Source organism: Streptomyces sp. NPDC051976 (assembly GCF_040680795.1).
In the GTDB taxonomy this organism is placed as follows: domain Bacteria; phylum Actinomycetota; class Actinomycetes; order Streptomycetales; family Streptomycetaceae; genus Actinacidiphila.
The window spans coordinates 15,561-37,186 of sequence record NZ_JBFAXL010000073.1 but is presented as its reverse complement, the minus strand read 5'-3'; the positions used below and the strand labels follow the sequence as shown (position 1 = coordinate 37,186).

The following is a 21,626-nucleotide window of genomic DNA, read 5'->3' as shown; positions in this document are numbered from 1 at the left end:
GCCGCCGCCGTTGCTCTGGGTGTAGCCCATGTGGCCGCCGCTTCCGAGTGCGAAGAACAAGGTCTTGGGACCGATCATCCGAGCTTGGACAGGGCCAGGTTGAGTTCGACGACGTTGACGTACGGCTCGCCGAGGAACCCGAGCGAGCGGCTGTGCGTGTTGTCGGCGACCAGCTTGTGCACGGTGGCCTGGTCGAGGCCGCGGGTCTTGGCGACCCGGTTGACCTGTTCGTAGGCGTACGCCTTGGAGATGTCGGGGTCGAGACCCGAGCCGGAGGCGGTGACGGCGTCGGCGGGTACGTCCTTCGGATTGACCCCGTCGAAGGCCGCGATCGCCGCCTTGCGTTCCTTGATGGTCTTGACCAGGTCGGGATTGTTGGGGCCGAGGTTGGAGGCGCCCGACACGAGGGGGTCGTAGTTGCCGGCGGAGGGCCTGGGCTGGAACCACTTCGGGTCCGGCCGGGCGGCCTCGTTCGGGTCGTTCGGGTTCTTCTTCGGCAGGTTGAAGTTCTGGCCTAGAAGGCTGGACCCGACGACCTGGCCGTGGCTCTTGACCAGCGAGCCGTTGGCCTTGTCGTGGAACGCGGCCTGGGCGACGCCGGTGACGGCCAGAGGGTAGACGATGCCGGTGATCACGGTGAGCACCAGCAGCATCCGGAAGGCGGCCAGGTGGTTGCGGACCGCCGAGGGAAGGGAGCTGAGCATGATTGTTGCCTTCTTCTTCGGTCAGCGCAGGCCGGGGATGAACTGGATGATCAGGTCGATGAGCTTGATGCCCGCGAAGGGCAGCAGGAGCCCGCCGAGGCCGTACACCCAGATGTTGCGGCTGAGCAGGGCGGCGGCGGACGAGGGCTTGTAGCGGACGCCTCTCAGGGCCAGTGGGATCAGGGCGATGATGATCAGCGCGTTGAAGATGATCGCGGACGAGATCGCCGAGGTCGGGCTGTGCAGATTCATGATGTTGAGCTTGTCCAGGCCCGGGTAGACGCTGGCGAACATCGCGGGGATGATCGCGAAGTACTTGGCCACGTCGTTGGCGATCGAGAACGTCGTCAACGCGCCCCGGGTGATGAGCAGTTGCTTGCCGATCTCGACGATCTCGATCAGCTTGGTGGGGTTGGAGTCCAGGTCCACCATGTTCCCGGCCTCCTTGGCGGCCGAGGTACCGGTGTTCATGGCCACACCGACGTCCGCCTGGGCCAGCGCGGGCGCGTCGTTGGTGCCGTCGCCGGTCATCGCGACCAGCTTGCCGCCCGCCTGCTCCCGCTTGATCAGGGCCATCTTGTCCTCGGGGGTGGCCTCGGCGAGGAAGTCGTCCACGCCCGCCTCCTCCGCGATCGCCTTGGCCGTCAGCGGGTTGTCGCCGGTGATCATCACCGTACGGATGCCCATCCGCCGCAGCTCGTCGAACCGCTCGCGCATGCCGGCCTTGACGACGTCCTTGAGGCTGATCACACCCAGCACGGTCGCGGTCACCTCGTTGTCGCGGCGCACGACCTCGCCGACGACCAGCGGGGTGCCACCGGCCGCGGAGATGGAGTCGACCAGCGGGCCGACGCCCTCGGTGGGGTGCCCGCCGTTCTCACGGATCCAGTGCATGACCGCGGTGGCCGCGCCCTTGCGCAGCTCACGCCGGTCACCGTCCTCGACGAGGTCGACGCCGCTCATCCGGGTCTGCGCCGTGAACGGCACGAACTGCGCCTGGGGCAACTGTCCCTCGGCGCGGCCCCGCAGGCCGTACTTCTCCTTGGCCAGGACCACGATGGACCGGCCCTCGGGGGTCTCGTCGGACAGTGAGGAGAGCTGGGCGGCGTCGGCGAGCTCGTCGATCGTGACACCGCCGACCGGGAGGAACTCGGCGGCCTGCCGGTTGCCCAGCGTGATGGTGCCGGTCTTGTCGAGCAGCAGCGTGTTGACGTCACCCGCCGCTTCGACCGCGCGTCCCGACATCGCCAGCACGTTGCGCTGCACCAGCCGGTCCATGCCCGCGATGCCGATCGCCGACAGCAGCGCCCCGATCGTCGTCGGGATGAGGGCCACCACTAGGGCGACCAGGACGACGATGGTCTGCTCGGCGCCCGCGTAGATCGCGAACGGCTGCAGGGTGACGACCGCCAGCAGGAAGACGATGGTCAGCGACGCCAGCAGGATGTTCAGGGCGATCTCGTTGGGCGTCTTCTGCCGGGACGCGCCCTCGACCAGCGCGATCATCCGGTCGATGAACGTCTCGCCCGGCTTGGACGTGATCTTCACGACGATCCGGTCGGAGAGCACCTTGGTGCCGCCGGTCACCGCGCAGCGGTCACCGCCGGACTCCCGGATGACGGGAGCCGACTCACCGGTGATCGCCGACTCGTCCACCGAGGCCACACCCTCGACGACGTCACCGTCGCCCGGGATGACCTGCCCGGCCTCGACCACCACGTGGTCGCCGAGTGTCAGCCCTGCGGCCGGGACCTCCTCCTCGCGGAGGTCCCTGGCACCGGGCCGCCAGTCGGTCAGCCGCCGCGCGGTCGTCTGTGTCTTGGTACGGCGCAGGGTTTCGGCCTGCGCCTTGCCACGGCCCTCGGCGACGGCCTCGGCCAGGTTGGCGAAGACCACGGTGAGCCAGAGCCAGACGGTGATCACCCAGGCGAAGACGCTCGGGTCCTTGACCGCGAACACGGTGGTCAGGACAGCGCCGGCCTCGACCACGAACATCACGGGGTTCTTGATCATGACGCGCGGGTCGAGCTTCTTCACCGCGTCGGGGAAGGACACGAGCAGCTGTTTGGGTTCGAGCATGCCGCCGGAGACCCGGTGCGCGTTCTCCGGCGCAGGCGGGGGGTCCCCCTGCGTGCGAGGGGATTCGACGGTGGACGTGGAGGACATCAGTGCAGACCTTCCGCGAGCGGCCCCAGCGCGAGAGCGGGGAAGTAGGTGAGGCCCACGACGATGATGATCACGCCGGTGAGCAGGCCGACGAACTGCGGCCGGTGGGTGGGGAGCGTCCCGGCGGTGATCGGCACCGGCTGCTGCTGGGCGAGGGAGCCTGCCAGCGCCAGTACGAAGATCATCGGCAGGAAGCGGCCGAAGAGCATGGCCAGGCCGAGGGCGGTGTTCCACCAGTGGGTGTTGACGCCGATGCCGGCGAACGCCGAGCCGTTGTTGTTCGCCGCGGAGGTGAACGCGTACAGCACCTCGGAGAACCCGTGCGCCCCCGAGTTGAGCATGTTCGCCCGCTCACCCTTCAGCGCCATCGCCAGTCCGGAGCCGATCAGCACGACCGCGGGGGTGGCCAGGATGTAGAGGGACGCGAACTTCATCTCCCGGGCGCCGAGCTTCTTGCCCAGGTACTCCGGGGTGCGGCCGACCATGAGACCGGCCACGAAGACCGTGATGATCGCGAGGACCAGGATGCCGTAGAGGCCGGAACCGGTGCCGCCCGGCGCGATCTCGCCCAGCATCATGTTGAAGATCGTCATCCCGCCGCCGCCGGGCGAGAACGAGTCGTGGAAGGAGTTCACCGCTCCGGTCGACGTCAGCGTGGTGGAGGCGGCGAACAGGGCCGAGGCCCAGACGCCGAATCTCTGCTCCTTGCCCTCCATCATCCCGCCGGCCGCGTGGCCCGCCGAGCTGGAGACGCTGTGCAGCTCGTTGACGGTGATGAGGGCCACCGAAGCCGCCCAGATCAGGCCCATCACGGCGAGGATCGCGTAGCCCTGGCGGTGGTCGCCGACCATCTTGCCGAAGGTGCGCGGCAGCGAGAACGAGATCACCAGCAGCAGATAGATCTCGAGCAGGTTGATGAAGGCGTTGGGGTTCTCGAAGGGATGGGCGGAGTTGGCGTTGTTGATGCCGCCGCCGTTGGTGCCGAGTTCCTTGATGACCTCCTGCGAGGCCGTCGGACCGGTGTACAGGTGCTGGTGGTCGCCCGCGATGTTCGCGATGGACTGGATGCCGTGGAAGCTCTGCACGACGCCGCTGGCCACCAGCACGATCGCGAACACGAACGCCAGCGGCACCAGCAGCCGCACCACGACACGGGTCAGGTCCACCCAGAAGTTGCCGACCCGGTCGGTGCGCTTACGGGTGAAACCGCGGATCAGGGCCGCGACCACCGCGATGCCGACCGCCGCCGACACGAAGTTCTGCACCGCGAGGCCGGTCATCTGCACCAGGTAGCCCATCGTGGACTCACCCGAATAGGACTGCCAGTTGGTGTTGGTGACGAACGAGGCCGCGGTGTTGAACGCCTGGTCCGTCTTCACTCCGGGGAAGCCCAGCGAGAGCAGCAGATGGCGCTGCAGCCGCAGGAAGCCGTAGAGGAACAGCACGGAGACGGCGGAGAAGGCCAGCACGCTGCGCAGGTACACCGGCCACCGCTGGTCGGCGTCCTCGTCGACACCGCCGAGCCGGTAGGCGAATCGCTCGATGCGCAGGTGTTTGCCGGTGGTGAGGATGTGGGCCATGTAGTCGCCCAGCGGCCGGTAGGACAGTGCCAGCACGCTGATGAGCGCGAGGATCTGGAGCCAGCCCGCAAGAGTGTCGTTCACTAGAACTTCTCCGGGAATATCAGGGCCAGCACGAGGTAGCCGAGCAGGCCGCAGGCGACGATGAGACCGACGACGTTCTCCGCGCTCACAGCTTCTCGACCCCCTTGACCACTAGCGCGAGCACTGCGAACACCGCGATCGTCACGGCGATGAATACGAGATCGGACATGAGCGGGACACCCCGGAGGTGGTGCGGACAGGGTCGGAAACGCGCCGGTCGTGAACCGGTACCGACAGCAAACCCGCCCCTGGGCTCCACCTGCGCCGCGTTAGCGGACCCCTGACGCCGCCGCACGGCCTATTGACGCCGCCTTGATGCCCAGCCCGCGCGGTGGGCCCGGAAGCCTGCCGGGAAGGCAAGGTCAACGGGCCGAGGGTGCTCCCGGGCGCGGGTGGGACACGAGCCGCGCCGTAGCGCGGTCCCCGTCAAGGGAGCGTCAAGGGTGCATCAGCATGGCGTCGGCCCGCGCAAGGAACGCGTCAATGCGCTCGCCACGCCGCCCGCCACACCCTTGGCTGGAACCAGCGGGAGTCGTGGGCCAGCTGCGACACCGGTGCAGGACAGGGGAGGACTCCGTGAGTGCGCTCGGGACGCATGAGACAGGTGCGCGGTGAGGCGGGTCCTCGTCGTCGACGACGACCCGCCGATGCGCAGGGTGCTGAGCATCGGGTTGCGGGCGTACGACTTCGCGGTGGTGACCGCCTCCGACGCCGGAACCGCACTGGCCCTGGCCGCCCGCCGGCACCCTGAAGCGGTGCTGCTCGACCTCGGGCTGCCCGATCTCGACGGCATCGAGGTGCTCCGGTCGCTGCGCGCGTGGAGCAGCGTGCCGGTCGTGGTGATCTCCGGCCACACAGGCATCGCGGCGAGGATCGACGCGCTCGACTCCGGCGCCGACGACTACCTCACGAAGCCGTTCGCCGTCGAGGAACTGGCGGCCCGTCTCAGGGCAGTACTCCGCCGCCCCGCCGAACTGAACGCGCAGGAGAACGTACAGATCGGCGCGTACACCCTCGACCTGGGCGGCTACACCATCACCCGTCTCGACGGCCGGGCCGAGGACACTGTCCACCTCACGCCCACCGAGTGGCGGCTGCTCTCCCTTCTCCTGCGCAGCCCCGGCCGCCTTGTCACGGGCCGCGAGCTTCTCGCGGCGGTCTGGGGCCCGGACCGCGTCAAGAACACCAACTACCTGCGGGTCCACCTCGCGGCCCTACGGCAGAAGCTCGAGCCCGATCCCACGGCCCCGCGGCATCTCATCACCGAACGCGGCCTGGGCTACCGCTTCCAGCCCTGAGCCCGGCCGCACCGCCGGCATGTGCGCCGAGAGGGGAGGAACTGCTGGGAGCCGAGCAGCCCCGCGGCCGATGTCGCGCGCGGGGCTACTCGGTCGTGCGGTCGTCCCGGAACGTCAGGCCGCCGGCCGCAGCGGCCGTTCGCCCAGGACGCGGGTGATCCGGTCGAGGTCGCGCATCAGGTCGGACGGCGGCACCGCGAGGACGTCGCACTTCGCGTGCGCGAGGCAGTAGCGGTTCACCTCGCCGTGGAACACGCGCGACAGCCTGCCCCGCCGCCCGGCGCCGATCACCAGCAGGTCGTCCGGCCGGTCGGCGAGCTCCGCGAGGGCCGCCCCGGCTTCGCCACGGACCGTGGCCAGCTGGAGGCGCGTGCCCTCGGGGTGGCCGCCGAAGGCGTTCTGGAACGCCTTCTCCAGGGTCTGGGCCGCCGCGTTCTCCCATTCGGCAAGGAGCGGCGGACAGGGCGACCGGCGGTAGACGCTCTCGCCCCCGACCGGTGTCCAGGCCAGAACGGCCAGGAGCTCGGCGTCCCTGCGCCGGGCTTCGATGACCGCCCGGTGGAGGGCGGCCAGGTTCCGCAGTGATCCGCTGACTCCGACGACGACGCGTCCGCGCTGTTCCATCGTGCTTCGCTTCCTTTTCCATCCGTGTATCCCGGCGACGCGCCGGACGACCGCTCGGGCGGCTTCCTCCAGGGAAACGCCGCCTCCAGAGGCGGACACGCATCCCTGACGCGTTCCCTACGGGGTCGTGCCGCGTCCTGATGACGCCTTGACGGGCCCGGCACTTCAAGGAGGCCGACGCTTCCCTGACGCACTCCTGACACCCGCGCCGAGGGGCCTGACCGGGGTGCCGTTAGGGACGCGTCAAAACGGCGGCCCGCGGTGCCAGGGAGGCATCAACAACCCTGCTGCGAGGGTGAGTTCGGGGTGAGGCTGATGATCGTACGGGGGACGGACGGGCCTTCGACCGAGTGCGTTTGGAGGCCCCCGGATGACCGGGACCATGGTGTCCGGTTCGGCGGCAGGTGGGAATGGGGTGGCAGATCCACCAGAGCCACCTGAGCTCCATGGCGGGACCGAGCAGGGTTCCGTTGGGCCGCCGCTTCCTTCCCGGCGGCGGCCCAGCCCGGAATCCCTTCCCCGGTCGTCCAGATGGCGTGCCCGCCTGCACACCACCACTCCCGTACGGCTGCGGCTGCTGCGGTCCTCGGTCATCCTCCTGAGCGCCGCGACAGGGGTGTTGCTCCTGCTCGTCGGACTGGCGGCATCGGGCGCGTGGGACCGGATCGACCACCGCTCCGCCCCACGCGTGACCGGCGCCGACGACCTGTACTTCGCGCTGAACGACATGGACGCCCAGGCCGCGAACCTGCTGCTGTCCGGCGGCGGCCGGGGCCTGACCCCGATGCCGCAGCAGCACGCCGCGGCCCAGAAGCTCTACACCGCGGCCCGTCACACCATCAGCACCAACCTGCAGATCCTGGCCGCGGCCGCACAGGGCGACCAGAAGGCCACGACCACCGTCGTGGGCTTCGATGACGACTTCGCCCGCTACCAGGAACTCGTCGGCCGCGCCCTGGAGGACGACCTCCGCCCGCAGGAGCAGGCCGCCGCCCTCACCGAATACCGGTCGGCCACGGACCTGCTGCGCCAGTCGCTGCTTCCCGCCGCCCAGCGGCTCGGCCAGTCCAACGACGGCGCGTTCGAGGACACCTACCGCGGCGCGCGTTCGGGCACGAACACGCGGTCCGTCCTGCTGCTGGTGCTCGGGGGCGGGCTCCTCGCCGTGCTCGTGGCAACCCAGATCCATCTGGCCCGCCGGTTCCGGCGCCTGCTGAACCCGGCCCTGGTCGCCGCCACCGCGTGCGCGGTCCTGGCCTGCGCGCTCGGCTGGTCCGTACTGGCCACCCAGTCCCATCAGCTCAAGGTCGCCCGCCGGGACGCCTTCGACTCGGTCGTCGCCCTGTCCCAGGCCCGCGCGATGTCGTACGACGCCAACGCCGACGAGAGCCGCTACCTCCTCGATCCGGGCCGGCGCGGCAGCTACGAGCAGTCCTTCCAGGACACCTCCCAACGGCTGCTCACCCTGCCGCAGGCGACCCTCGGCACCTACGACACCCGGCTGGCGGCCGCCCTGGCCGCGTACCGGGCCGACCACACCGACCTGCGCTTCACCGGTTACTACGGTGACGAGTTCCGCAACATCACCTTCACCGGGGAGCGTGCGGCGGCCGAGACGACCGTGAACGCGTACGCCCTCTACGAACGGGACGACCGGACATTCCGCGCGCTGGTCGCCCAGGGAAGGCTGCAGGAGGCCGTGGCGTTCTGCATCGGCTGGGACAAGGGTGCCTCCAACTACCACTTCGAGCAGTACGACGTCGCTCTGCGGAAGCTGATCGGTATCAACACCGACGCCTACACCCGAGCGGTCTCGGCGGGGCGCGGCGCCCTCACCGGCCTCCTGCCCGGAGCGGGAGGCGCCCTGCTGGCGGCCGCCGGGCTGACCGTACTCGGGCTGCGGCCCCGGCTCGCGGAATTCCGCTAGACCACACTCGCGGCGGAAGCGCGGCGGGCTCCGGGTGGACGACCATGGACAAGGAGGGATTCTCCGCCCGCCCGGAAAGAGAGGCTGCGGTGCGCGGCACGCTGCGGGTGTACCTGGGAGCGGCTCCCGGCGTGGGCAAGACGTACGACATGCTCGGTGAGGGACACCGCCGCGCCGGGCGGGGCACGGATGTGGTCATCGCGTTCGTCGAGGACTACGGCAGGCCCCTGACCAGGCAGATGACCGAGGGCCTGGAGACGGTGCCGCGCAGGACCATGACCTACCGCGAGTCCACGTTCACCGAGATGGATCTCGACGCGGTGCTGGCCCGCCACCCGCAGGTGGCCCTTGTCGACGAGCTCGCCCACACCAACATCCCGGGCTCGCGCCACGAGAAGCGCTGGCAGGACGTCCATGCACTGCTGGACGCGGGGATCGACGTGATCTCGACCGTCAATGTCCAGCACCTCGAATCGCTCAACGACGTGGTCGAGCACATCACCGGCGTCAAACAGCGGGAGACCGTGCCGGACGACGTCGTCCGTGGCGCCGACCAGATCGAACTGGTGGACATGTCGGCGGAAGCGCTGCGCCGTCGGATGGCGCACGGCAACATCTATCCGCCCGAGAAGGTGGAGCTGGCGCTGTCCCACTACTTCCGGGAAGGGAACCTCAGCGCGCTACGTGAGATCGCCCTGCTGTGGGCGGCCGACCGAGTGGAGGAGGCCCTCCTGCGCTACCGCCACGACCACGGCATCCAGCAGCCGTGGGCCACGCGCGAACGCGTGCTGGTCGCGCTGTCCGGCGGGCCGGAGGGCGACACCCTCATCCGCCACGGCAAACGCACCGCCTCGCGCGGTGCGGGCGGCGAACTCCTCGCCGTCCACGTCGAACCCGACGACGCGCTCGCCTCCCGCTCCTCGCGCCTGCCGGACCGTCAACGCGCGCTGGTCGAGGAACTCGGCGGCACCTGCCACACCGTCACCGGAAGCGACCCCGCCCAGGCCGTCCTGGATTTCGCCCGGCAGGTCAACGCCAGCCAGATCCTGATCGGGGCCACCCGCCGAAGCCGCCTCAAACGCGCACTCTCCCGAGGCACCAGTGAGGCCATCATCGAGGGCTCGGGCGACGACATCGACGTACTGGTCGTCACCCATGCCGAGGCCGCCCACGGCTGGCTGCGGCACCGCCGCGCATAGGGTCTGTCCGGACGGTCGCGCAAACCAACTCCTCGGCTCTTCTGAGTGGTTCCAGCCTCGCGAGCCTTCACACGGGTGCGGGGATGACAGTGGCCGGGCGACCCGCTGTGTGCGGTGAGTAATCATTCGGATTCATGGTGTAACTATGGTGCTGGACGGTCGCGCTCTCGCAATGACGGCGCGACAGACCGGCCATTCGGCGAACCCGTGAACCGCGCAAGGAGTCAGCTGATCATGTCTGCACCCGTCGTTGATGTCTGGGGCCCGGTCGCCCCGGGGGCCCGCTCCTCGTTTCCCCCCGCTCCGGAACCGCATGACGAGTGGCCCCTCGCCGGCGGAACGGCCTGGGTCTACTACAGCCCGCTGAACCGTCGGCAGCTCGTTCGGCCCGTCATCCTCTCCGACGGCTTCTCCGGCGGGTCGAGCGACCTCGACCTGCTCTGGCACGGCCTGGAGGAGAACGGCGACTACCGGTTCATCTCCGAACTCCATGCCGCCGGCCGGGATGTGATCATCCTCGGCTACCACGACCGGACGGCGTCGATCACGGACAACGCGGGCACCGTCATCGAGTGCGTCCGCCGGACCATCGCCGAGCGGGCGGGCCGGGCGAAGCTGGTCGTCGGCGGCTTCAGCATGGGCGGACTGGTCACCCGGTACGCGCTGGCCAAGATGGAGCAGGACCCCATGCTTCCCGACCACGAGACGTCCCTCCACCTCTCCTACGACACCCCGCACCAGGGCGCGTGGTTCCCCATCGCCATCCAGGCGTTCACGCACTTCGCGACGGAGAACTGGGGAGACAATCCCGCTCTGGGGCCCGTCCTGCGCCAGTTCTCCGGGCTGCTCAACAGCCCCGCCGCGAAGCAGATGGCGCGGTGGCACATCGAGAAGGTCGATGACGCCCCGGAGCAGGCGTCGGAGCGGACCGCGTTCCTCCGGGCGCTCGACGAGGTCGGGGGTTGGCCGCGGAACCTGCGCAAGGTCGGTGTCGCCAACGGCGTGGACACCGGTACCGGCAACGGCATCAAGGCCGACGCGACAGCGGTGAGGTGCGACGGCGAAACGCTGAAGGACACGTGGCTCAAGACCCAGGCACAGGGCGACCAGGTCGTCGCACGCCTGCAGAAGACCGGTGGCGAGCCGGTGTCGGTTCGCACCAGCGGGCTGCCCGAGATCGACGGTGCTCCCGGGGGCCTGTTCGTCATGCCGTCCGCTGCGGGCGACACCGGCAGCTTCGGCCTGGCCGGCATGCTCATGGGCCTTCTCGGCAACACCGTGAACCCGGACGTCATCACCACGTCCTGCTTCATCCCCACCGTCAGCGCCGTCGCCGCCGCCGACATCAACGACGCGACGGCCCTCTACAAGCCGATCACCCCGGACAGCAGCGCACTCGACGCCTTCGTGTGCGCCGGCCGCAACGAAGGACACACCACCATGACCGAAGAACTCGGCGCGTGGATCGTGAACGAGATCCTCGCCGTCGAGTGACCACTGGGGTGGGCGGGCCGCACCGACACCGCTCCCGCCCACCCCCGGACCCCGGCACCAACGGCTGTACCGCGTCGACGTCCGGACCGGCTCAGAGCCCGACGTCCCGCAGCCGCATGTCGGCCAGCGACTCGCGGCGCACCAGCATGCGGGCCCTGCCGTCCGTGACCGCGACGACCGGTGGGCGGCCGACCATGTTGTAGCGGGAGGCCATGGAGAGCTGGTACGCGCCGGCCACCGGGACGGCCAGCAGATCGCCGGGGCGTACGTCCTCGGGCAGGGGGACGTCCTCGGCGAGGACGTCACCGGCCTCGCAGTACCGGCCGACCACCGTGACGGGGGACGGCCCGGCCGTCGTGGCGCGGCCGACGAGCCGGGGCGCGTACCGCACCCCGTACAACGCGGGCCGCGGGTTGTCGCTCATGCCGCCGTCGACGGCGACCAGTGTGCGGCCGCCGGTTTGTTTGACGGTCAGGACGCGGTAGAGGGCGACGCCCGCGGGGCCGATGATCGCCCGTCCCGGTTCGAGGGTCAGCCGGGGCACGGGCAGGCCGTTGCGGCGGCAGCCCGCGGCGAGTTCGCCGCTGACGCGGGCGGCCAGCGCCGTGATGTCGAGCACGGGTTCGCCCGGCCGGTACGCCACCGCGTGCCCGCCGCCCAGGTCGAGCTGGGGCAGGACGACACCGTGCTGGTCGCGGATCCGCGCCATCAGGCCGATCATCCGCCGCAGCGCCGCCAGATACGGCTTGACCGTGGTCACCTGCGAGCCGATGTGGCAGTGCAGGCCCACCAGTTCGAGCTGGTGCTGACCGAGGATCTTCTCCACCGCGTGCTGCGCGGAGCCGTCGGCGATGGACACCCCGAACTTCTGCCCCTCGGTGCCGGTGCGCACCGCTTGGTGGCCGCCCGCGGCCACGCCCGGCACCACGCGCAGCAGCACCTTCTGCCGGTGGCCCGCCGGGACCTGGGTGGCCAGCCGGGCGATCTCGGTGGTGTTGTCGATGACGATGCGCCCGACGCGCAGCCGGATCGCGGCGCGCAGGTCCTCGGGGCTCTTGGCATTGCCGTGCAGCACGATGTGCTCCGGCGGGAATCCGGTGGTGACGGCGAGTTCCAGCTCGCCCGCCGAGCACACGTCCAGCCCGAGGCCCTCCTGGTGCACCCAGTCGGCGACCGCCCGGCACAGGAACGCCTTGGCCGCGTAGACGATGTCCGCCTCGGGGAACGCGGCGGTGTACGTACGGCACCGGGTCCGCAGTTCGGCCTCGTCCAGCAGATACAGCGGGGTCCCGAAGCGGTCGGCGGCCTCCGTCAGGGAGACGCCCGCCACGGTCAGATCACCGCCGGGGGCGGTCCTGGCCGAGGCCGGCCACACGGACAGGGAGTCGGGTTCGACCGCGGGCGCGGGGATCTGGTGCGTCAGGGAGATGGTCATGGGTTGCGCCTCCTAGCCGACGAGCAGGTGATGCGCGGTCTCCGGGACCGCGGGGGTGAGCGCCGGGGCGGGAGCCGGGGCGGACAGGCGCGGGTCGATGCGCAGTTCGGCGATGCCCAGGGGCGCGGCCAGGGCGCGCAGGGCGGGTTCGGACAGGCGGATCCAGCGCTGGGCCGGTCCGAGCGTACGGGTCAACGTGCGTTCGCTGGTGAAGGCGACCGCGGTACGGCCGCCCAGGGCCGTACGGAAGTAGCGGGTGGTGCAGCCTGCGGGTCCCGACCGGACGGGAACGAACAGCGCGGGTCCGGCCGGGACCGGTTCAAGAGGCTCGGCGTCCTCGGGGGTGTGACGTGCCGGCATTGCTGCCTCCTCGGCGATGGTGGTCGCCGCGGGGGTTCAGGGACCCGCGGCGTTCCACGACGCTATGCCCGGCACGGGTGTGCCCCTGCTGTCCCTGATGCGTGCTTGACGGTCACGGCACTTCCCTGACGCACCTCTGACGCGTGAGCGCACGTGGGCGCCGGGGCGCTCGTCCGTCATCCGCCGCCGCGCCCACGCGTGGCCGCGCCTTGGAGGTCCCGGAGAGGCAGCGCGTCTTGGCCGCGTCCTGGAGTTGCCTCCGGGTCACGGCAGTACGGGGGTGGAGCTGAAGTCCCTGCCGATGTAGCTCTTGATGGCGTCGGTGAGGCAGCGCACGGTGTGCGCCTCGTCCAGGGCCCGAGTCTGTAGGTGTGCGTGCATCGCGGTGTAGTGCTGGACGTCAGATCGTTTCTCCAGATAGAGGTCGCTGGTGAACCTTTCCAGGTGCACGACCGTGTCGGCGGCTTCCGCGAAGTGGAGGATGGAGAACTGGCCCGCGAGGCCGGGGTGGGCCCCGGTGTCGTGCGGCAGGACCTGCAGAGTGATGTGGGGCTGGGTTGCGAGGTGGTGGAGATGCTCCAGTTGGTCGCGCATGATCTCCGGGCTGCCGACGACGCGCCACAGCACCGTTTCTTCGAGTACGACCCGTAGGCGCAGGGCACGTGCGGGGTGGTGGGCCCGGTGCTGCCGGTGGAGACGTACGTCCAGGCGTGTCGCGGCCAATTGCGTGGGGGTCGGGGGAATCGTTCCTGCGATGACCGCTTCGAGTGGGCACCCGGCCCGTCGTGCCGCCCGGCACCACCGGCGACGGGGCCCGACTCACCGTGGACACCGGCGCTGGCCAGACAACTCTTCGAACAGACCGGCTGGGCCAGCATCCTCACCCTGTCCGACAGCAGGCCCTACTTCCAGGTCTGGAACTGCGGCATGTTCGTCATCGGTGCCCAGGTCTGCTTCCTCTACGGATCCGCGGGCCTGTACAAGGCCCAGGGTGGAGCGTGGGGCAATGGCACCGCCCTTCACCATGTCCTGAACCTGCAGCTCTCCAGCCCTGGCCCGCCCTGTCCCACATGGCGGACCGCCATACGCTGGTGATGGCGGATTGGCCGGCTACCTGACCGTGCTGCTGTGCAGGTCGCGTTTCCGTTCGTTCTGTTCGGCAGACTCAAGTACCCCGTCCTGATCCTGCTGCTGGGCATGCACGTGGGCATCGCGGTACTCATGGGGCTGCCGTTCTTCTCGGGCGCGATGATCACTGCGGACGCCGTGTTCCTGCCGGACAACCATGTCTGACGGCCCGCCTCCAGATCTGCGTGCCCGGCGGGGCCGGGCAGGAGCTCAGGGGGTCAGCGCACGGGGGTCGGCCGGAACGGCGCCAGCGCGGCGCGAGGTAGGCGGCTCCGACCTGGTAGGCGATACCGAAATGGGCGAACACCGCTGCCTCGTCCTCGGCAGGCAGCACATCATCCGTGCCGATCGGCGGGGACTGCTTCACCAGAGCCTTGTCGTAGGCAACCTTCACATAGCCTGGGCCCACACTCGCGCCGTCCAGCGGGACGAAGACCAACCGGCGCCGGGCGGGTAGCCCGACCTGCACGCTGACCATGGTCGGCTCATCGGTGATGGTCTTCACGTAGACCGCCTGGAGCGTACCGATTTTGTGCCCCGCGGGGTCCGCGAAGGAGCGGCGAAGCACCGGGGCGTTCCATGGAGCTCACCTCCAGGCGCCTCCCGGCACCCGGAGAGCGCGACTGCCGATCGGGCTCCCGAAGGGGGACATGCAGGCCCCTCCCTCGCTTTCCCAGGTGCCCTCCCTGCGCAGGGCCTCGAGGATGCCGCGCCCGATGACGGCTTCATCGGCCATCAGGACGCCGGCGGTCAGGACGCTCCCGGGCAACGACGCGGCGGCCATCAGGCGGGCAGCGGCCGCGGCGTCGGTCTCGGGCGGGATCACCAGCAGGTCCCAGCGGCCGACACTGTTGTAGGAGAGCAGAATCACCTTGTCGGGGTGCTGTCCGGCAAACCAGCCCACATGCACGGTGTGCCCGGCCACAGGCACCTTGTGCGGGATGACGGGCCAGCGGGAGGGGTTCACGGTGACGCGTGTGATGCGCTCCCGGGCCTCATCCAGTGCGGCCACGAGCGGCGGAAGTTCCGCCTCCAGATCGCGTGAATAGGGCCACCAGGCGCCGTCGAGCTGGCCGGCGAGGGTGGTCTTGGGGGTGAGAGACAAGCGTGCCGGGAACTCTGCGGCGAGATCGCGCGGTGCGGCCCGGTCGAGGGTGGTGGTCATGGTGCCGGACCTGCCCCCGGGCTGCCCGTCGGCAGCCCGGTCTTTCGTGATCGCCGGAAACGACACCCGCGTGGAAGTCGGTGTGCGAAGTGCTCCCGGTAGTTACATCGTACACCCGTTCGGCAGGCTTTGACGGGGTTGACCAGGCATTTTTCCGCCGGACAGGGGGGCGAGGTGCGCAATGGCGGGGGCGGCGGCGGTACCGTGAGATGACGGCAAGCTCACGCACGTTGCCGACCGGGCACCGGCAGCGGTGCCCACCTGCGACGAGGTGGCGGCCGTACCTCGTAGACGGGCGACCCCATGACTGACCCCGACACCCCCCAGAAGCCCCCGCTTCTCCTTCCGGACGCGATCCATCAGGCGGTCAGACCGGGTACGGCCGTGCTGCGGCTGGAGACCACGAGCTCCCGGGAGGGCGTCCTGGACGGCGCGTGGTGGCCGCGTACACGGCACATCGAAACCGAACTCCCCGCGCTGATCCGCGTTTTGACCGAGCATCTCGGCCCGATCGCCCGCGTCGGCGTGGACGCATCCGCCTGGAACACCCTCCCCACGCGCCTGGTGATCGACGACCGCGTCGTGCACCTCGACTCCGACCCGGTCGGGGATGACACCGTCCTCATCACCCGCGGAGACAACGACCACTTCGCCCTACTGGTCGTTCCCCCGGGCACCACCGCTGATGCCGCCCGCCAAGCGATGGCTCGCGCCGTCCACGCCGACAACACCACTCAGGCCGCGCAGATCCTCATCGCAACCCTTCCGTAGGCGGCCAGGCACGACGCGTCGGCTCTGGAACGGGACTTCAGAGCCCGAGTTCATGGCGAAGGCGCCGCGGGCAATCAGGGGCCGGGACCGCCCGCCTGCTGTCACTTCAGTCGTGTCTTGCCCTTGCACGCGTGGTCAGGGCAGAACCAGTCCAGGGTGTACACGGGATCCGCCTGCTCTCCGGCGGAAGCGGCCTTGACCGCCACTGGCTGGACGGTGCGCTTGCAGTAGGGACACATGCGGGACAACCCGGCAAGCTCACTTTCGTGAACCCGCCGGGGCAACACATTGGTTTCCATACCTCCACCGTGTCACGGATTCCTCCCGCCCGACGTCCCGCGAGACGAACCACACCTGGAAACCGAACGACGGCCGCTCTGCCGCGCTGCCGGTTCCCGGGTGGTCGAAGCGCCTGTGCCGGTCGGTGGCTTCAGGCGTCGCGGGTGGCGCGCCAGGCACCGAGGCCGAGGAAGACGACCAGGTAGAGGGCCAGGTCGAACAGGGCGAAGGACAGGGAAGGGACACGGTCGGCATGTGGGCCGGTCGGTGGGCCGGTGGTGGCCAGGGCGTCGGCGGCGTTGACCAGCAGCAGGTGGTCGGGCACGAGGGAGAAGCCCTCGACGGCGCGGGCAGCCGGGTAGGCGAGGAACACCAGGGCGAAGGTGGCGGCGAGGGCGCCCGCGGTGTGCCGGATGATCGCGCCCAGGCCGAAGCCGACCAGGGTGACCACGGCCATGTACAGCCCGGCGCAGGCCACGGCCCGCAGCACGCCGGGGGCGCCGAGGCCGACGTTCAGGTGCCGGCGGGACAGCACGGCCTGGCCGAGCAGGAACGCGGTGAAGGCGCACAGTTCGGATGCGACCAGCGCGAAGAGCCCCAGGACCAGGGCCTTGGCGGCGTAGACGGTTCCGCGCCGGGGGGTGGCAGTGAACGTGGCACGGATCATGCCGGTGGCGTACTCGGTGCTGATCGCCAGGACCCCCAGCGCGCCGAGGGCCAGTTCGCCGAACTGGAACCCGCTGAGCGGGTCGCCGACCGGGTCGAAGTCCGCCCTGTCCGCCGCGCTCATGGTCGTCCAGTGTCCGGCGGCGGATGAGACGTCGAGTAGCCCTACGCCCAGGCCGAGGACCACAGCGGCGCCCAGGGTGAGGTACGTGGAGCGCACGGAGCGCAGCTTGATCCACTCGGCGCGCAGCACGGCGCGCGGGACGGTGGGCAGGTTCATCGCATCCGCCTGGGCTCGTTGTCGGTCAGTGCGTGGGGACCGTGCGGCGAGTCGGACACCGCGGCGCGGTACTCGACGGACCGCTCGGTCAGTTCCAGGTACGCCTCTTCCAGCGAGGCGTGGCGCGCGGTGAATTCACGCATGCCGGTGTCCGCGAGCAGCCGGCCGCGGCCGATCACGAGCAGGTGGTCGGCGGTCAGGGCCATCTCGCTGATCAGGTGACTGGAGACCAGGAGGGTGCGGCCCTCGGCCGCCAGAGACCTCATCAGGGTGCGGATCCAGCGCACGCCCTCGGGATCGAGACCGTTTACCGGCTCGTCGAACACCAGCACGGGCGGGTCGCCGAGCAGCGCGGCGGCGATGCCCAGGCGCTGTTTCATGCCGAGGGAGAAGGCGCCCACCCGTTTGCCGGCCACGCCTGCCAGCCCGGTCTGCTCCAGGACCTGGCCCACCCGGCGGCCTTCGATCCCGCCCGCGGAAGCGAGCCAGGCCAGATGATCGCCGGCGCGCCGACCAGGATGCAGCGCGCCCGCGTCCAGCAGCGAGCCGACGGCGCGCAGCGGCTCGGCCAGGTCGCGGTAGCGGCGGCCGCCGATCAGGGCCTGGCCCGCGTCGGGGGTGTCCAGGCCCAGGATCATCCGCAGCGTGGTGGACTTGCCTGCGCCGTTCGGGCCCAGGAACCCGGTGACCCGGCCGGGACGGACCTGCAGGGACAGTTCGTCGACGGCCAGGGTGGGTCCGTACCGCTTGGTCAGGCAGCGTGTCTCGATCATCTTGTGTCTCCAGGAAGGGCGGGTGGTGTGCAGGTGCTCCACCGTGCCGTCCGTGGCCCGCCCGGCGCGTCTGCCCATGGGCTGTTGCCGCGTCTCTGCCCGTGGGGGCGTTTGCGTGCGGTCTCTGCCCGCAGGCATAGGTCTGGCGGCTGATGCCCGCGCTGCCTCGGTCCGCCTACCGTGGGCGGCATGCACCAGGAGACCAATCCGCCGCTCATCCGGCCCGTGGGCCCGGGCCACTGGCGGACGCTGGACCGGCTGGCCGCGCTGGCCTATCTGATTCCCGCCCTGCTCCTGCTGGCCGGGCACGCCCGCGGCTGGGCCGGATGGCTCGCCGTGCCGGTCGGGAGCGTGCTGGTGACCTTGCCGCTCGCGTGGCGCCGCCGCAGCCCGGCCGGTTCGCTCGCGATGGCGCTGGCCGGCACGGCCGCGATCGGCATCCTGCAACCCAGGTCGATCATCCTGGGCTTGGCGGCCCTGGCCTGTGCGCTGTACACGCTGGCCGCGGCCTGCCAGCCACGCACCGCGCTGATCGGTCTCGCGGTATCGCTGACCGCGGCCGTGGCCACCGCGCTTCCGGACTTCCAACACCGCGGCGGCGCCGTGCTGTTCTCGCTGCTCTACCTCATCACCTGGACGGTCGGGTTCACGGTGGGCATGCACCGCCGCTACACCGCGAACCTGCTGCGCGGCCAGGCGCACCGGGCCGAGGCGCAGGCGGAGAAGGCCAGGCGGCGGGTGACCGAGCAGCGTATGGGCATCGCCCGTGAACTGCACGACGTGCTCGCCCACCATCTCAGCGTGATCACGGTGCAGGCCGGGTACGCCGGCCTGGTGATCGACCAGCAGCCCGACCAGGCCCGCGCCGCGCTCGGGACCATCGAGAGCGCCGGGCGCCAGACCCTCGACGAGTTGCGCCGCCTGCTCGGCGTACTACGCACGGAAGATCCTGACGCCGCCGCGGCCGAACTGGCCCCGGCCCCGGGACTGGCCGACCTGGACCGCCTGGCGGAACTGACCGCACAGGCAGGGGTCAGGGTCGATCTCACCGTCACCGGCCGCCCGCGACCCCTGCCCACCGGGATCGATCTGTCGGCCTACCGGATCGTCCAGGAGGCCCTGACCAACGTGGTCAAGCACGCCGCCGCGACCACCGCCCAGGCCGGCGTCGACTACCAGGACGACCAACTCGTGATCGAGGTCTGCGATCAGGGACCGGGCCGACCGTCGGCCGCACAGTCCGCCGCCGGTGGACGCGGCCTGGCCGGGATGCGCGAGCGCACCGCCCTCTACGGCGGCGAACTGCACGCCGAGCCGCTGCCCGGCCGTGGCTTCAAAGTCACCGCCCGCCTGCCCCTGCCCGAGCAGCGACCCGCGTGAACGCGACCGCCCCCACCCGGATCGTGGTGGCCGACGACCAAGCCCTGCTGCGTGCCGGACTGTGCGGCATCGTCGAGACCGCGGCGGACCTGACGGTGGTCGGTGAGGCGGCCACCGGCCGCCAAGCCGTCGACCTGGCCCGCACCCGGCGCCCCGACCTGGTGCTCATGGACATCCGGATGCCCGAGATGGACGGGATCGAGGCCACCCGCCGGATCACCGCCGCGGGCGACACCAGTGTCCTGATCCTGACCACGTTCGACCTGGACGAGTACGTCTACGCGGCTCTGCGCGCGGGCGCCAGCGGGTTCCTGCTCAAGGACACCCCGCCCAAGGCCCTGCTCGACGCCCTGCGCACCGTCGCCGCCGGCGACGCCCTGATCGCCCCCTCCATCACCAAGCGGCTGATCAAGCAGTTCGCGGCCCAACCGCCGCCACCCCCGGGCACCCCGACACTCACCGCCGTCACCGACCGCGAACGCGAAGTCCTCGCTCTCGTGGCGCGCGGCCTGTCCAACACCGAGATCGCCGACCACCTGCACATCGGCCCCGGCACCGCCAAGACACACGTGCGTCACCTGCTGACGAAACTCGACGCCCGCGACCGCGTGCACCTCGTGATCATCGCCTATGGCGCCGGCCTCGCCTGACGCCCACCAGGCCGCGGGCGCGGCGCCACTACTGAGCGGGACCGCCGTCAGTCGATCACCGTCAGGTGGTCGGCGGTGCCGCCGCGCCATTCGATGAGGAAGATCGTCGCGTCGTCGGTGGTGACTCCGCCGCGTGCCCGCTTCAGTGTGTGTGAGAGGTCCCGCACCATGGCCCGGGTTCCGGGTCGGTTTCGTCCGACCTCGGCGATGGCGTCGATGAGCTGTGGCAGTCCGAACTGCTCGCCTCCCGCGAGGTGTTCCTCGATGAGGCCGTCGGTGAAGCACAGCACGCGGTCGCCCGGCTGTAGCGTCCGTTCGCTGACCTGGGGTTCCTGGCCGCCGAATCCCACGGGAAGCGTTGTGCTGCCCTCCAGTTGGCCCACAACCGCGTGGTCGCGGATGAGCAGCGGCCACGGATGACCGGCGTTGACCCACTGCAGGTGGCCGGTGGCGACGTTCAACTGCATCATCTGGGCGGTGACGAACTGCTCGGGCTCGAACTGCGCCGCGATGACCTCGTCCATATAGGCGTAGATCCCTGACAGGCTGACGGCGCTCCTGCGGGAGTGGCGGTAGGCGCCGATGGCGGCCGTGGCCATGACGGCCGCACTCAGCCCGTGTCCCATCGCGTCGACCATGGCGATGTGCAGGACGTCGCCGTTCAGGGCGTAGTCGAAACTGTCACCCGCCACGTCGTAGGCAGGCTCCAGAATCCCGGCGACCTCCACCTGGGGGACCGACATGCGCAGCGGTGGAAGCAGAGCCCACTGGATCTCGGCTGCCACGCTCATCGGCGCCCGCCGCCGGGTCATGGTGAAGGTGTCGGTGTAGCTGTCCTTGGTGACCACCATGTCGGCGACCAGACCGGCCAGCCGTCGAAGCAGCCGCCGGTCGTCGTCGTCCACCGCGTCGAGTGTCACGGCCATGACTCCGACCTGGTCGCTGCCGTCCAGCAGCGGGAGAAACATCCTCGTTCCGTCTGCCATGGACACCTCGATGGTCCGCGCCTCCAGGAAGGCCGCGCCGGCGGGGGATCCGCTGACCGGCTGCGGCTTTTCGATCAGCAGCCCTCGGCCGGGCAGCGGCATGAGCATCAGTTGTTCGTAGTCCTGCAGTAGTACGGACACGTCGCGGCCGCCCATCCTGGCGACCTCCTCCGCGACGAGCGGGGCGATGAGCTGTGGCGGCATCTCGTGGGCGCGGTCGAGCAGCACGCCCAGCAACCGCTCGCCAAAGCCCTCGCGTCGGTCGACCGGGATCTCGTCGAATCGGCCCTGCTGTTCGTTCACAGCACCACATAACACCATCTAACCGGCCGCCGACGCCGAGGCGACGCCGAGCGCGCGGCTGTCGGTGCGGATCGTGGTGACCGGCGGGCTCACGATCGTCGGTCTCTCTCTGGCGGGATCCGTCGGGCTGCGTGCCGACACCGGGATCATCGAGTTGGGCGTGATCTTCTGCGCCGTGGGAATCCGCGCGGGCCTGTCGTTCGCGGTCGCCGCTGAGGTCGTCCTCTCCAGCGCGCCCAAGGACGAGGCGGGCGCCGCCTCTCGGAGCCCGCCCGGATTGCCCACCCAACAACGGATCGTTGTGGCCGAGGAACCCATGCAGCCGGCAATGCAGCCGATTGGAGGCGGCGACGGGAGGTCGGCGTTGGGGCTAT

The 21,626-nt window shown here is 70.2% G+C and carries 20 protein-coding genes and 2 pseudogenes; 8 read left to right on the top strand and 14 right to left on the bottom strand.

The features are described 5' to 3' along the window. Nucleotides 1-74: 74 nt before the first annotated feature. The 4 genes from kdpC to kdpF all read right to left on the bottom strand — a co-directional run bounded on the left by kdpC (nt 75) and on the right by kdpF (nt 4,623). A complete protein-coding gene (gene kdpC, locus AB0M29_RS39855) occupies nt 75-704 on the bottom strand; it encodes a potassium-transporting ATPase subunit KdpC (protein ID WP_365391705.1) in 630 nt (209 codons plus the stop codon). A 21-nt stretch (nt 705-725) separates the two neighbouring features. Beyond that, complete coding sequence (gene kdpB / locus AB0M29_RS39850) at nt 726-2,783, bottom strand: potassium-transporting ATPase subunit KdpB (protein WP_365391708.1); 2,058 nt, start codon at nt 2,781-2,783, stop codon at nt 726-728. Between the two features lie 86 nt (nt 2,784-2,869). Beyond that, nucleotides 2,870-4,534 (bottom strand): potassium-transporting ATPase subunit KdpA, encoded by a 1,665-nt coding sequence (kdpA, locus tag AB0M29_RS39845; protein ID WP_365391704.1) that lies wholly within the window; start codon nt 4,532-4,534, stop codon nt 2,870-2,872. Further along, the gene (gene kdpF / locus AB0M29_RS39840) at nt 4,534-4,623 is read right to left on the bottom strand and encodes a K(+)-transporting ATPase subunit F (protein ID WP_365391703.1); all 90 of its coding nucleotides are present in this window, start codon (nt 4,621-4,623) and stop codon (nt 4,534-4,536) included. The genes kdpA and kdpF overlap by 1 nt, the downstream gene beginning before the upstream one ends. Before the next feature lie 522 nt (nt 4,624-5,145). On the opposite strand from kdpF, the gene AB0M29_RS39835 reads away from it, so the two are divergent. Then, nucleotides 5,146-5,832 carry a response regulator gene (locus tag AB0M29_RS39835; protein WP_365391702.1) on the top strand — a complete coding sequence of 229 codons (687 nt, stop codon included), beginning with the start codon at nt 5,146-5,148 and terminating at the stop codon, nt 5,830-5,832. Between the two features lie 114 nt (nt 5,833-5,946). Here the strand turns inward: AB0M29_RS39835 and AB0M29_RS39830 are convergent, their stop codons facing one another. After that, nucleotides 5,947-6,456, bottom strand: a complete 510-nt coding sequence (locus AB0M29_RS39830) for a universal stress protein (protein WP_365391701.1) — start codon at nt 6,454-6,456, stop codon at nt 5,947-5,949. Between the two features lie 616 nt (nt 6,457-7,072). Between AB0M29_RS39830 and AB0M29_RS39825 the strand changes: the two genes are divergently transcribed. The 3 genes from AB0M29_RS39825 to AB0M29_RS39815 all read left to right on the top strand — a co-directional run bounded on the left by AB0M29_RS39825 (nt 7,073) and on the right by AB0M29_RS39815 (nt 11,076). Further along, a complete protein-coding gene (locus AB0M29_RS39825; protein ID WP_365391700.1) occupies nt 7,073-8,383 on the top strand; it encodes a hypothetical protein in 1,311 nt (436 codons plus the stop codon). Nucleotides 8,384-8,427: 44 nt separating this feature from the next. Continuing rightward, complete coding sequence (locus AB0M29_RS39820) at nt 8,428-9,582, top strand: universal stress protein (protein ID WP_365391699.1); 1,155 nt, start codon at nt 8,428-8,430, stop codon at nt 9,580-9,582. 234 nt (nt 9,583-9,816) lie between these two features. After that, nucleotides 9,817-11,076 carry a hypothetical protein gene (locus AB0M29_RS39815; protein ID WP_365391698.1) on the top strand — a complete coding sequence of 420 codons (1,260 nt, stop codon included), beginning with the start codon at nt 9,817-9,819 and terminating at the stop codon, nt 11,074-11,076. A gap of 91 nt (nt 11,077-11,167) precedes the next feature. Here the strand turns inward: AB0M29_RS39815 and lysA are convergent, their stop codons facing one another. The 3 genes from lysA to AB0M29_RS39800 all read right to left on the bottom strand — a co-directional run bounded on the left by lysA (nt 11,168) and on the right by AB0M29_RS39800 (nt 13,627). Further along, nucleotides 11,168-12,511, bottom strand: a complete 1,344-nt coding sequence (lysA, locus tag AB0M29_RS39810) for a diaminopimelate decarboxylase (protein WP_365391697.1) — start codon at nt 12,509-12,511, stop codon at nt 11,168-11,170. A 12-nt stretch (nt 12,512-12,523) separates the two neighbouring features. Continuing rightward, complete coding sequence (locus AB0M29_RS39805; protein ID WP_365391696.1) at nt 12,524-12,871, bottom strand: SAV_915 family protein; 348 nt, start codon at nt 12,869-12,871, stop codon at nt 12,524-12,526. 264 nt (nt 12,872-13,135) lie between these two features. Continuing rightward, complete coding sequence (locus tag AB0M29_RS39800) at nt 13,136-13,627, bottom strand: DUF5753 domain-containing protein (RefSeq protein WP_365391707.1); 492 nt, start codon at nt 13,625-13,627, stop codon at nt 13,136-13,138. Nucleotides 13,628-13,690: 63 nt separating this feature from the next. On the opposite strand from AB0M29_RS39800, the pseudogene AB0M29_RS39795 reads away from it, so the two are divergent. Continuing rightward, nucleotides 13,691-14,152 (top strand): annotated as a pseudogene (locus AB0M29_RS39795) (HTTM domain-containing protein); the annotation flags it as partial. A gap of 115 nt (nt 14,153-14,267) precedes the next feature. Here the strand turns inward: AB0M29_RS39795 and AB0M29_RS39790 are convergent. Continuing rightward, nucleotides 14,268-14,567: pseudogene (locus AB0M29_RS39790) on the bottom strand (PRC-barrel domain containing protein); the annotation flags it as partial. 18 nt (nt 14,568-14,585) lie between these two features. Further along, nucleotides 14,586-15,164, bottom strand: coding sequence for a DUF5994 family protein (locus AB0M29_RS39785; protein WP_365391695.1), 579 nt, complete (start codon nt 15,162-15,164; stop codon nt 14,586-14,588). A gap of 303 nt (nt 15,165-15,467) precedes the next feature. On the opposite strand from AB0M29_RS39785, the gene AB0M29_RS39780 reads away from it, so the two are divergent. Continuing rightward, entirely contained in the window at nt 15,468-15,935 is a 468-nt protein-coding gene (locus AB0M29_RS39780; protein WP_365391694.1) for a DUF5994 family protein, read from the top strand. Between the two features lie 101 nt (nt 15,936-16,036). On the opposite strand, the gene AB0M29_RS39775 is transcribed toward AB0M29_RS39780, so the two are convergent. The 3 genes from AB0M29_RS39775 to AB0M29_RS39765 form a co-directional block, all read right to left on the bottom strand. Continuing rightward, nucleotides 16,037-16,234 carry a hypothetical protein gene (locus AB0M29_RS39775; RefSeq protein WP_365391693.1) on the bottom strand — a complete coding sequence of 66 codons (198 nt, stop codon included), beginning with the start codon at nt 16,232-16,234 and terminating at the stop codon, nt 16,037-16,039. A gap of 131 nt (nt 16,235-16,365) precedes the next feature. Continuing rightward, on the bottom strand, nt 16,366-17,160 hold the full coding sequence (locus AB0M29_RS39770; protein WP_365391692.1) for an ABC transporter permease: 795 nt from the start codon (nt 17,158-17,160) through the stop codon (nt 16,366-16,368). Further along, nucleotides 17,157-17,933 carry an ATP-binding cassette domain-containing protein gene (locus AB0M29_RS39765; RefSeq protein ID WP_365391691.1) on the bottom strand — a complete coding sequence of 259 codons (777 nt, stop codon included), beginning with the start codon at nt 17,931-17,933 and terminating at the stop codon, nt 17,157-17,159. Before AB0M29_RS39765 ends, AB0M29_RS39770 begins: the two co-directional genes overlap by 4 nt. Nucleotides 17,934-18,122: 189 nt before the next feature. Between AB0M29_RS39765 and AB0M29_RS39760 the strand changes: the two genes are divergently transcribed. Together AB0M29_RS39760 and AB0M29_RS39755 are read left to right on the top strand one after the other, a co-directional pair. Further along, the gene (locus AB0M29_RS39760; protein ID WP_365391690.1) at nt 18,123-19,313 is read left to right on the top strand and encodes a sensor histidine kinase; all 1,191 of its coding nucleotides are present in this window, start codon (nt 18,123-18,125) and stop codon (nt 19,311-19,313) included. Further along, nucleotides 19,310-19,963, top strand: a complete 654-nt coding sequence (locus AB0M29_RS39755) for a response regulator transcription factor (RefSeq protein ID WP_365391689.1) — start codon at nt 19,310-19,312, stop codon at nt 19,961-19,963. The genes AB0M29_RS39760 and AB0M29_RS39755 overlap by 4 nt, the downstream gene beginning before the upstream one ends. 47 nt (nt 19,964-20,010) lie before the next feature. On the opposite strand, the gene AB0M29_RS39750 is transcribed toward AB0M29_RS39755, so the two are convergent. Then, on the bottom strand, nt 20,011-21,252 hold the full coding sequence (locus tag AB0M29_RS39750; RefSeq protein WP_365391688.1) for a PP2C family protein-serine/threonine phosphatase: 1,242 nt from the start codon (nt 21,250-21,252) through the stop codon (nt 20,011-20,013). Nucleotides 21,253-21,626: the final 374 nt, after the last annotated feature.